Source organism: Stenotrophomonas sp. YJH_SMC_69 (genome assembly GCF_059370495.1).
Map to the genome: position 1 here is coordinate 89,494 of NZ_JCAFTS010000006.1, position 12,132 is coordinate 101,625.

Sequence of the window (12,132 nt, forward strand, 5' to 3'; positions counted from 1 at the left end):
GCCGGTCCGCACGCCGGGCCGGCCGCTTCTACAGCGGTACCCCCATGATTCGACACGCCCCCGCCGTCACTCGGCTGGCGGTCGCGCTCGCCCTGGCAATGGTTGCTCCCTTGGTGGCGGCCCGCGGCGTGCCCGCCGGTTTCGAGGATCTGGTCGATGGCCAGACCGAACAACTCGACATCCAGCTGTTCGGCCGCTCGGCCGGGCTGTCGCCGGTGCGCGTGACCCTGGAGCACGTGCAGCTGGAAGATCCTGCGCGCGTGCTGCAGGCGCTGGCCCTGCCTGCCGAAGCACAGGCCGCGTTGCTACCGGCGCTGTCGCAACCGTTGCCGCGCAACAGCCACCTGGCCTGCCGCTTTGGTGGCGCCACGGCGGGGTGCGGCTATCTGGACCCGCCCGAAGAGCCCACCGCGGCGCGCGCGCTGTACGACGAAGGCGAGGGCGCCGTGCGCCTGTTCGTGGCGCGGCAGTGGATTCCCGGCGAGCCGGCAGCGGAGCGTTACCACAAGGTCACGGCCAATGCCGAGAACGCCTTCCTGCACCAGCAGACGCTCAACGTCAGCGGCGGCCGCGACCATCAGGCGCTGTCCGCGCGCGGCGTAGGCACGCTGGGCCTGTTCGACCGCGGTCATCTGTCCGCCGAGTGGTACTACACCCAGCAGCGCTACCGCAGCCGAAGTGACGACGACTTCCAGTTCGACAACGTCTATTACCGCCATGACCTGGGCCAGGCGCATTACCTGCAGCTCGGGCGCATGGATCGCCGCAACCTGTCCAGCCCGCAGGGTGGCACCTTCAGTTTCAGCATGCTGCCGCTGGACCGTTTCCAGGGCGCGCGCGTGGGTACCACCCAGGCCTATGTGGACACCGATGCCGCCGTGCAGGCCACGCCGCTGACGGTGCTGCTGGCGCGCGACGCTCGCGTCGATGTGTTCGATGGCGAGCGGCTGCTGCAGACCTTCTACCTGCAGGCCGGCATCAACCAGATCGACACCCGCAATTTCCCGTTCGGCAACTACCTGGTGCGCATGCGCATCTACGAGGACGGTGTGCTGGTGCGCACCGAGGAGGCGCCGTTCGACAAGGGCGGCGACTGGACCAACAGCCAGTGGCAGTGGTTCGTGCAGGGCGGCCGCCGCAACGAGCGACGCAGCGATCGTTTCGACGGTGAGTCGGTTGCGGTGGCGGGCGTACGTGTGCCGTTGGGCCGCGATGCCGCCATGACTGCCGGCGCTGCCAACCTCGGCGGCCACAGCTACGGCGAGCTGCGCCTGGACCTGCGCCGCGTGCTGGCCACCCAGGAAATGCGCGCCTCGCTCAGCGGCATGCGTGGAAGCGATGGCAGCAATGGTCAGCAGCACCAGCTGTCATACCGGCGCAAGGCGTCGTGGAATCTTTACCAGCAGCGCATGCGCGGCAAGGCCTGTCAGTTCGAGGCCGATGCACGCGACCAGCTGGGCTGCACCAACTCACTCAGCGGCTCGGTATCGCTGCCGCTGACCGGCGGCAACGTCTACGTGGGCTACACCCGGCGCCAGACCTGGCGCACCGGCTGGCATCGGCCTGAATTCGAGCAGGACCCGTTGTTCGGGCTAGATCCCTTGCTGCCGCCCGGTCCGCTGGAGCCGCGCCGCGAGCCCGTGCTCAGCCGGACCTGGCAGGCCAGCTTCAGCCGCAGCCACCGCTGGCAGGACTTCAGCGTGTCCACGCGCGTGGGGCTATGGCAGCAGCGCAGCACCGACAGCGTGCGCGGCAGCAACGAGCGTGACCGTGGCATCTACTTCAACCTCAGCCTGACCCGCCTGCAGCGTAACCATGACAGCAGCGGCCAGCGCCGCTACGCGGTGGACGTGCGCCAGCCGCAGCATCAGCGCCCGGCCATCGACTACAGCGTGGGCCAGAGCCTGCGCCAGGACCGGGACACGCACTATCGGGAGCTGAACGCCGAACTGCGCGCCAACAACAACGATCGCTACAGCGCGTCACTGAGTGGCCAGCTGCAGAACGGCATCGGCAACACCACCGCCAGCATCGCGCACTATCAGCAGCGGGGGCGTGGCGAGACCGGCTACAGCGGCAGCCACAGCTCCGGCTTCGCACTGGGCCGTCGTGGTTTCTACTGGAGCGGTGCCAACGGCGCCGAGGCCGGCTTGGCCGTGCAGGTGGACGGTTTCGACGATGCCGACCTGCATGGCGTGGCCGCGGAATTGCAGGTGGGTGGGCTGCGCCGACAGCGTCTGCAGATCGGCGAGCGCCGGCTGCTGCCGCTGCAGGCCTATCAGTCGCAGCGCGCCGAAGTGCAGGATGCCAGCACGCTGGACAGCATCGCCGCGATCCGCGTGACCGGCGTGGGCGGTGCACGGCCGATGTTCCTCACGCCCGGCAAGCTGATGCGCATGCCGGTGCCGATCGAAGTGACCTACACCTTCATTGGCAATGCCAAGGACCTTGCGGGGTCGCCGCTGGGCGGCGCCCGCATCCTCAACGCGCCGGTGCCCGGCACCAGCGCCAACGGCAGCTTCGTTGCCGATTTCCCGCGCCGCGAAACAACGCTGTACCTGCTGCAGGACGACCGCCTGCTGCACTGCCCGTTGCAGGTGCGCGAGCGCCGCCAGGTGGTGCTGCTGGTCGGCGCCGTGCACTGCGAGCCGCTGGCCGTGGCCCAGCTGCCCCCCGAGATCCGCCAGCAGGCCCGCGTGACCCGCCTGCTGCAGGAACGCGCGTTGATTGCCGCCACGCCCCAGACCGCTGCTGCAGGAGGTACGCCATGAGCCGGCGTTGGATGTGTGTGTTGATGCTGGTGTGTGCGCTGGTGCTGGTGCTGGTGATGCCACGGGCGTGGGCGCAGTGGCCGCCGGAGACGCATCCGACGGACCAGAGCCGGGACATCGTGATGAGTTGGGATCGCTCGACGGTGCCGGGTGATGTGGTGCTGTGGAAGCCACGGACGGTGCTGGGGTTCAGTCACGACCTGGCGTTCAAGTATGGGCAGATCCATGTGGTTTGTGGGTCTGCTTCTGATAGTGAGTTCGGGCGGTGCCCGACGGAGAGTGAGCTGAACTCGTTGGGGGGAACAACAGAGATAACGCTGCGTCTCGTTGAACTGAGGACTGGTCTGCGTACGGAGATTCGTGCAGTAGGAAGCCTGCAGCGAGTTATGTCGGGTCCTCGCTGCAGTTTAGATTACTGGGACGATCGGAAGCGCCTTCTAAATAGCGCATTTTGGTTCACCTGTGGCATGGGAAGCGGGGCAGATCAGCCGCTCGGAACCGGCGTCGAGATTATCCTGCCTCAACGCGAAATTTCGCGACTCGTCGCAGGCCATTGGAAGGCCACGATGCGCCTGAACATCAAGGCCGATCCTGCTGCAGCACCGGTCGCCACAGCCACCTTCAACTTCGATTTCACGGTCACCGACTACGACGCGATCTCGATCTACTTTCCCGGCTTCGACGGCATTGCCCCACTGGTCAACATGGACCTGCGCTACGACCCCATCCGCAAGGTAGTCGGCGGATACAAGGAAGTGGACATGTGCCTGTACGACGGCGTGGGCTCGCAGAGCGAGTTCCTCGGCGTCACCGTGCGGGATAGCGGGCCGCGACCACCACCGGGGCGGGACTTCGCGGTCTGGCACGGGGACGGCGGCAGCGATGACACCCAGCGCCTCGACTACCAGGTCAGCCTGAAATACGGCGGCAACCGTCTGGCGATGAAGAACGGCGAAGAACAGCTGCTACGCGGTATCGACAGCGCGCAGTTGCGGCTGGTGATGCTGCCGGGCATCAGCCAACCCGTGTACTGCGTGCCCACGCCGCTGGTGCTGGAAACGCCGCCTACGCCCATCGCCAGCAAGCGGCCCGGTCTCTACGACGGCGAGTTGACGGTAGAGCTGCGCGTGCCGACCGCCAAACCCTGATCCCCACGGAGCCTCATCATGAAGAAGCTGCTGTTCTGTCTGTTGCCGTTGAGCGCGCTGCTGGCGCCGCCGGTACATGCCAACCTCTCGATCCATCCGATGCGCGCGGCCGTCGATGGCAAACGCGGTACGCAGATCCGCGTCTATTCGCACTCCACGCAGCCACAGTACGTACAGGCACGCCTGTTGCACATTTCGAATCCCGCCCAGGCTGGCGAGGAAGAGGTGGAAATGGAGGCGGCCGATGCTGCGGTCGCCATCACCCCCGGGAAGTTCGCACTCAGTGGCGGAGGCAATCGCCTGATCCGGGTGATTCCGCTACGCAGCGTTGAGAAGGAAGTGGCCTACCGCGTCTACTTCGAGGGTGTCAGGGGACCGGACGGGACCCTGCTTGAGGGTGATGAGCAGGCGGCGCAGGCCAACGTCGGCGTCAGCCTGGTCTGGGGTGCGCTGGTGAACGTGCTGCCCGCCAATGGCAGCGTGGATCTGCAACTGCAGGGCGACACCCTGCGCAACGTGGGGACCCTGCGGGTCGGCATCACAGGGCTGGCCGAGTGCACCGGCAGTGGTGCCTGCACGACCCACGACTTTGCCAAAAGCCTGTACCCGGATGCGGAGCTGAAGCTGCCGTTCCAGCCTCAACCGGGCAATACCGTGCAGCTGCATTACCGCCTGTCCAAGGACGGCTACCGCGAGCACGTAACCACCCTGGCGCCAAGCGCCTGATCGTTCCTGGCCCCGCGCTGTTCGCGGGGCCTCATTTTCGATGTCCTGTTAAGGGAGAGAGTATGAATCGCATCTATCGTCGTATCTGGAGTACCGCCAAGCAGTGCTGGGTGGTTGGCAGTGAGTTGAGTGCGTTGCGTGGGAAACCGCACGGTGGCGGAGCACGCTTGTCGGGAAACTGCGCTGTACTGGCTGCTTGTTTCTTCTTCCTGCCGCTGGCGCAGGCGATGGAGCCTGCGCACTGCGAGTCCGAGCAGACCGAGTGCGCCCCGGATGCTTCTGCGACGAACACGGTGCGCATGAATTCGTTGCTCAAGGCAACAGATGACCTTTCCCGTGCCGGTCTCCTGGCCGTAGGTGAGACGATCTGGGGTGACGGCATCAAGCGCAACGGCGATCACAACACTGCCTTTGGCTACCGCGCCGAGGTGACCGGCGGCTACAACACTGCGGTGGGCTCGAACGCACGCGCGCATGGTCTGGGCTCAACCGCGCTGGGCAACAACTCCTGGGGCAGCGGCGTCAACAGCGTAGCGGTGGGAAGTGGCGCGCAGGTCACCACCAATGGCGGCGTGGGTGCCATTGCCATTGGCGCAGACGCTCGTGCTGGAACGAGTGGCGTCTCCGGTGCTGTATCCATCGGCCATCAGGCGGTGGCTCGATACGATGGGGTGGCGCTGGGGTACCGTGCCAATGCCTTGGCCTATAACTCGGTTGCCTTGGGAAACGGTTCCACAGCCTATGAGGACAATATCGTATCGGTCGGGAGTTCGAGCAACAAACGGAGAATCGTCAACGTTGCCCGCGGCAGTACGTCCTATGGGAGCACCGATGCCGTAACGGGCGGGCAACTGTACGAAACAAACCAGACTGTCAGCGCCATTGGAAGCGTGGCTGGCACCGCAAATTCGAACGCCAACACCGCGCTGAGCACCGCCAATACCGCCAAGTCGACTGCGGACAACGCCCTGCTCAGAGCCAATGCCCTGACTGGGCTGCTCAATCAGACGTCTGCGTCCGGCAACGTCCGCCTCGGCGCAAGCAACAGCGGCACCGTACTGGATGTGCGCAACAGCGCAAACGCCAGCCGTAAGATCACGGGCGTGGCAGACGCCACGCTGAGTACGACCAGCGCGGAGGCTGTGTCTGGCAAGCAGCTGAATGCCACCAACACCAATGTAGCGGCCGCACGGTCCGTCGCCGACTCCGCCAAGACCAATGCCGACAGCGCGCTGGCAAAAGCCAATGTGATTTCCGGCCTTCTGAGCCAGACGTCTGCCTCGGGGAACGTCCGCCTCGGCGCAAGCAACAGTGGCACCGTACTGGATGTACGCAACAGCGCAAACGCCAGCCGTAAGATCACGGGCGTCGCAGACGCCACGCTAAGTACGACCAGCGCGGAGGCTGTGTCTGGCAAGCAGCTGAATGCCACCAACACCAATGTAGCGGCCGTACGGTCCGTCGCCGACTCCGCCAAGACCAATGCCGACAGCGCGCTGGCAAAAGCCAATGTGATCTCCGGCCTTCTGAGCCAGACGTCTGCCTCGGGGAACGTCCGCCTCGGCGCAAGCAACAGTGGCACCGTACTGGATGTACGCAACAGCGCAAACGCCAGCCGTAAGATCACGGGCGTCGCAGACGCCACGCTGAGTACGACCAGCACGGAGGCTGTGTCTGGCAAGCAGCTGAATGCCACCAACACCAATGTAACGGCCGCACGGTCCGTCGCCGACTCCGCCAAGACCAATGCCGACAGCGCGCTGGCAAAAGCCAATGTGCTTTCTGGCCTTCTGAGCCAGACGTCTGCTTCGGGAAATGTCCGTATAGGTGCAAGTAACAGCGGCACCGTACTGGACGTCCGCAACAGCGCCAGCGCCAATCGCACGATCACGGGCGTGGCGGATGCCACGCTGAGCACGACCAGCACCGATGCTGTGTCAGGCAAGCAGTTGAATGCCACCAATACCAAGCTGGCAGATGCACAGCGCGTCGCAGACGCGGCAGCCGCGCGCCTGAACGCATCCGCCCCGGCTATCGGGCTGGCGGCAGAGGCGGAGGGGAGCGGAAGCACCGCCAGCGTAGCGATGGGGCGCTCGGCGAAGGCCTACAACACCAACAGCATCGCAGTTGGTGCAGATGCTCGGGCCAGTGTCGACGCCAACGGTGACAAGAGCGCTGCCACCGGTGCAGTCGCTCTCGGTGCTGCAACGCGTAGTGGCAACGGCGCGGTGGCGGCAGGCCTGCGTGCTTCGGCGGTGGGCGATCGCGCCGTGGCCGTAGGCAATGATGCGACGGCCGCGGCGACCCATGCCGCCGCGCTGGGCTACAAGGCAGATGCGAGCGGCAATCAGGCCGTCGCCATTGGCCGGGAGGCCGCCGCATCGGGCTTGTATTCGACGGCGCTTGGCAATCTTGCAAAGGCGGGTGCCGAAAGTGCCATTGCGTTGGGCGACCGCGCCCTGGCATCGCACACGGGAAGTGTCGCCCTGGGCAACGGTTCCCAGACCAACGGTATCAATCAGGTCTCGGTCGGCAGCTCCAGTATCAAGCGCAAGATCGTCAACCTTGCGGATGGCGCTGTCAGCAGCAGCAGTACCGAGGCCATTACGGGCAAGCAGTTGAATGAAACCAACGGCCGGGTGACGACTGCGCAGAATGCCGCGAATGGCGCGGAGGCCACTGCCAATGCCGCACAGGTTGATGCCACCAAGGCCCTGGCTGAAGCCACCGTTCTGGGTGGGCTGGTCGGGCAGGTCTCGCCCACGGAGGCTGTCCGCCTGGGTGAGAAGAACAGCGGCACCGTGCTGGATATGCGCAACAGCGCGAATGTGAACCGTAAGCTGACCGGCGTGGCCGATGGTGCGATCAGTGCCAGCAGCTACCAAGCCGTGAATGGCAGGCAGCTCAATGCCACCAATGAGAAGGTGGTTGCTGTGGAAGGCATGGCCGCCTCTGCGGCTGCGGACGCGACCCTTGCAAAGGCGGATGTGGCCAAGGCGCTGGCCGAAACAGCGGTTTTGGGCGGGCTGGTGGCGCAGGCCTCCGTCTCTGGCGATGTTCGTTTGGGAGAGAAAAATAGCGGTACGACCCTGAATGTGCGTAACAGCGCCAATGCCAACCGGAAGATCAGTGGTGTGGCGGATGGATTGCTGAGCGCGAGCAGTGCTGAGGCGGTGTCCGGGAAACAACTGTATTCAACGAATTTGCGCGTCTCAGATCTTGAGGATGTCGCGCAGTTTGTGAGTATCGGATCAGCTCCCTTCAGTGAGCGTGCCGAAGCAGGTCTGGCAGGCGTTGCAGTGGGAAATTCAGCAAAGACGGGACTGGAGGGAGGAACTGCGGTAGGGACATTTGCGGAGGCCATGGGAAAGAACTCGACCGCAATTGGTAGAGCGGTGACTGTCTCTGTGGATTCCGAGAATGGATTCGCGATGGGGGTCGGGGCACAGGTCGGTGGAGACGCGGGCGGTGCGAACGAGGGTGTCGCGATTGGTGCTGGCGCAAGAGTTGGAAGCGGGGCTCACGGCTCGCTGGCACTTGGAGCTAGCTCTCTAGCAGATGAAGAAGGAGTTGCGTCATTTGGCGGCGTTGGCATCCAGCGCCGTCTCGTAAACGTCGCACGCGGCACCGCTGACCACAACGCCACCACTGTCTCCCAGCTCAAGGACTCCCTCGCCACCCTCGGCGGCGGCGCGAGTATGGACGCCAGCGGTAGCATCATCGCCCCGAGCTATGCAGTGCAGGGCGGAACGCAGAGCAGCGTCGAGGACGCGCTGATGGCGCTCGATGGCGCTGTTATCACCGCAGGCCGTCGCGCGGGCAAGGTGGAAGGCCAGCTGAGTTCTATCTTCCAAGATTCACCGTCGGCCCGCGCCGACGGCATGAACCAGATCGCGCTTAATGGCGTGAATGGCATGGTGCTGACCAACCTGGCTGACGGACGTGTGGCGCCAGGAAGCGGTGATGCCGTAACCGGCAATCAGTTGTACGCCGCAGAGCAGAAGATCTCGCAAAATCGGAATGATCTGGAGGCGATGCGCAAGGAGCGGGAGGTGGGCGAGCAGGCAATGCGTGGATTGGATGCGAGCGGTCCAATCGACTTTGGCGGTGCGCGATTGACTGGTGTGGCCGAGGCGACACTGTCGGCTGATAGCTCGGATGTTGTGCGTGGCAGTCAGCTCTATGAGACCAACAGCCGTGTTTCGGCCATGGAAGGCATCAGCCAGTACGTCAGTGTGGGTACGGCTCCTGAGCATGGCAGTGCTCAGGCTGGTCCGGTTGGTCTCGCCATTGGAAACTTGGCAAAGACGGGCATTGAGGGTGGCACTGCAATTGGAACTTTCGCCGAGGCAATGGGCAAAAACTCAATTGCCATCGGACGGGCGTCCACTGTCTTCCAAGGCTCAGATTCCAGCTTTGCCGTCGGAACTGGAGCTGAGGTTGGTAGGGGCGGCGAGCCCGGTGCAATCGGAGCCATTGCGTTTGGTGCTGGTTCCAGAGTCGATTCCGGGGCCCATGGTTCTATCGCGCTCGGAAGCGGCTCTTATGCAGCCGAGGCGGGGGTTGTGTCGTTTGGTAGTGTTGGTACGAAGCGCCGCCTCGTAAACATCGCCAACGGCACCGCCAACCACAACGCTGCCACCGTCGGCCAGCTGCGCGGTGCACTCTCCGCCCTCGGCGGCGAAGTCGATGCCAATGGCAACATCGTCGGCCCCAGCTTCAACGTGCAGGGCCAGTCCCAATCCACGCTCAATGGTGCATTGGAAGCGCTCGACGGCGCAGTCGTCAGCACCACCTCGCGGGTGAACCAGGTCGAATCCCAGCTCCGCTCCATGTTCCAGGAAAGCCCCTCGGTACGCGCAGACGGTACCGCCCAGCTCACCCTGGCCGGCGCCAACGGCATGGTCATCTCCAACGTGGCCAATGGCCTGATCGCGGCTGGCAGCCGCGATGCGGTCAACGGTGGCCAGCTGCACTCGATGCAGCAGCAGCTCAACGGCCGCATGGATGGGCTGGAGCAGCGCATCGACGATCAGCCGCAGGCCCGCGTCATGGCGGCGGCATCCACACCTTCGCCGTCCACCGAAGAGATCGCGCCGACACCGGAAACCAGCGGTTCTCCGCAGATTGCCTCAACCGGTGAAAGTGACAAGCCGACGCCGCAGCCGAAGCAGAAGCAGGACGACACGCCCAAGCCGCAGGTCGATACCGCTGAGCTGGAAAAGATGCTGGCCCGGGCCAACGAGTACACCGATGGTGCGATCAGCACCTTCGAGCGCCGCCTGGACAAGATGGACAAGCGCTTCAACCGCATGGCGGCAATGAGCAGCGCACAGAGTGCGATGGCGATGAACACCGCTGGCCTGGCCACCTACAACCGCCTGGGTGCGGGCGTGGGCTACAGCCAAGGTGAGTCTGCGATGGCGGTGGGCTACCAGCGTGTGCTGAACGAGAAGGGTTCGGCCACCTTCAGCCTCAATGGTGCGTTCACCAACAGCGGTGAGCGCAGCATGGGCGTCGGCCTGGGCATCGGCTGGTAAGCCGTGCAGCCCCGGCGTGGTGCGCGTAATGAACCCCGCCGCGCCGGGGTCCTTGCCGAGGAGATGGCAATGTATCGATGGGTAAGCCGATTCATCAGCTACCGCACGTTCTATCTGTGGCGGGCGCGTTTTTACTACTACACCCGCAATCTGGATCGCTGGGTGCAGTTCACCTTGTTGTGCCTGGTGGGCATGGTGCTGGTGCTCTGGTACCACTGGCGGGTGGCGAGCGTGCCGCCACCGCGCGTGCATCCGGAGGCCGCCGCGCTGCGCGTGGAGAACATCACCCAGGAAGCGATCCACCGCATCGTGCTGGTGCGCCATGGCGGCCCGACACCGGGCGAGCCGTTCACCACGCCGGAAGACGTCCGCGCGGGAACGCTGCGCACCCTGCGGGTGCGACAACTGCTGGACAGTGAGAGGGTGTGGCAGCTGAAAGCCCACATGCTGGCCGACATGGCGGCATACATCGAAGCCACGGGCAGCTGCTTCCCCTTCCCATGCTGGCAGGTGAGCCACCGGCTGGAGCTCATGCGTGCGGCGGAGGCGGAGAACGCGGCCATCAACCGGGGGCTGGAGCCGGTGCTGGAGGTGCCGTTGGACAGGATGCCCAACCTCAACGGCGGTGAGCGCGCGCGGATCCAGACGGCGTGGTCGGACCCGTTCGGCGATGTTTACAACCAGACCTGGTTGCTGGGCGATCTGCAGAACATGCACGCGCGGATGATGATGGCGTACCCGCAGCGGGTGGGAGCACCGTGGCTGATGCGCCTGCTTGGCGATGAGCCGGAGGAGCAGCACCATGATGTCTGGTAGGTCAGCGCGCCTTCTGTAGGGCCGAGCCATGCTCGGCTGCTCTTGGGCCAGGTGTCCGGATGCCTGATGCATCGTGCGGACCAACGGTCCGCACCCACCAGAAGAAGTAAGCAGGCAGCGCGCCTTCTGTAGAGCCGAGCCATGCTCGGCTGCTCTTGGGCCAGGTGTCCGGATGCCTGATGCACAGTGCGGACCAACGGTCCGCACCCACCAGAAGAAGGAAGCAGGCAGCGCGCCTTCTGTAGCGCCGAGCCATGCTCGGCTGCTCTTGGGCCAAGTGTCCGGATGCCTGATGCACAGTGCGGACCAACGGTCCGCACCCCAAGTCCGGAACCACCCAAGGCCGGCGCAACCGTCACCCCCCGATATACGCGGTGATCTCCGCCTGGGCCAGCAGCTGCCGCAACTGTGCGACAGACGCGCGTCGCATCGGCTTCTCATCCACCGGCGACAAGGGCGCCTGGCGCAGGGCGTCATACGGCAGCACGGCCAGGTCGAAGGTCAGCTCTTCGGCGCTGAACACCCACACCGGCACGTCCAGGCTCCGTTCGCGGTCCATCCGCAGTCGGCGCGTCCGCGACTCGGCGGGAATGCCGTGCTCGTCCAGGAAGCGGTGCACGGCTTCCGGGTCGTCGCTGTGCAGGTGCAGCTGTACGGGGCTGTTGGCGTCGGCGGTGCCCTCCAGCACCGGGCCGGCCAGGCGCGGTGCGAAGCCGTGCAGGAACTCCAGCGCGCGCATCGCGGCTTCGCGGCGGCGCTGCAGTTCGTTGCCGTGCTGGGGGCCGGAGAACAGCCGCTGGTACTCGCGCAGGGCGTCTTCGATCTCGGTGTTGCGGGGCAGGGAGGCATCGTCGTGGATGCCGAGCCGGCTGGCGGCCTTCAACTTGGCCTGATGGTAGTCGCGGATGCCGCCTTCGGCCATCAGGCGGGCGGCTTCGTGGGCGAGGCGATGGCGCCGCTCGCGGGTCTGGCTGGCAGCATGCTGACGGGCGCGATGCATGCGATGACTCCTGTTGCGACCTGGCTACAGACTAGCGCAAGGATGTGACATCCGCGTGGGTATTTCATGGAGGCGAGCAAGCGGGTGTCGTTGATCCTGTAGAGCCGAGCCCATGCTCGGCTGCTCTACCG

At 65.1% G+C, this 12,132-nt stretch carries 6 protein-coding genes; 5 read left to right on the forward strand and 1 reads right to left on the reverse strand.

The window, feature by feature from the left end:
• Positions 1–44 precede the first annotated feature (44 nt).
• From AC5P8F_RS12310 to AC5P8F_RS12330, 5 genes are all read left to right on the forward strand, one after another.
• A complete protein-coding gene (locus tag AC5P8F_RS12310) occupies positions 45–2,771 on the forward strand; it encodes a TcfC E-set like domain-containing protein (RefSeq protein WP_495228267.1) in 2,727 nt (908 codons plus the stop codon).
• Positions 2,768–3,919, forward strand: a complete 1,152-nt coding sequence (locus tag AC5P8F_RS12315; protein ID WP_288496526.1) for a CblD like pilus biogenesis initiator family protein — start codon at positions 2,768–2,770, stop codon at positions 3,917–3,919. Before AC5P8F_RS12310 ends, AC5P8F_RS12315 begins: the two co-directional genes overlap by 4 nt.
• An 18-nt stretch (positions 3,920–3,937) precedes the next feature.
• Complete coding sequence (locus tag AC5P8F_RS12320; RefSeq protein ID WP_346601731.1) at positions 3,938–4,645, forward strand: pilus assembly protein; 708 nt, start codon at positions 3,938–3,940, stop codon at positions 4,643–4,645.
• Positions 4,646–4,707: 62 nt separating this feature from the next.
• Positions 4,708–10,185: an ESPR-type extended signal peptide-containing protein gene (locus AC5P8F_RS12325; protein WP_495228269.1), complete on the forward strand. Its 5,478-nt coding sequence runs from the start codon at positions 4,708–4,710 to the stop codon at positions 10,183–10,185.
• 69 nt (positions 10,186–10,254) lie between these two features.
• Positions 10,255–11,001 carry a membrane protein gene (locus AC5P8F_RS12330; protein WP_014648263.1) on the forward strand — a complete coding sequence of 249 codons (747 nt, stop codon included), beginning with the start codon at positions 10,255–10,257 and terminating at the stop codon, positions 10,999–11,001.
• Positions 11,002–11,356: 355 nt separating this feature from the next.
• Here the strand turns inward: AC5P8F_RS12330 and AC5P8F_RS12335 are convergent, their stop codons facing one another.
• A complete protein-coding gene (locus AC5P8F_RS12335; protein ID WP_262224770.1) occupies positions 11,357–12,001 on the reverse strand; it encodes a hypothetical protein in 645 nt (214 codons plus the stop codon).
• Between the last annotated feature and the right edge of the window lie 131 nt (positions 12,002–12,132).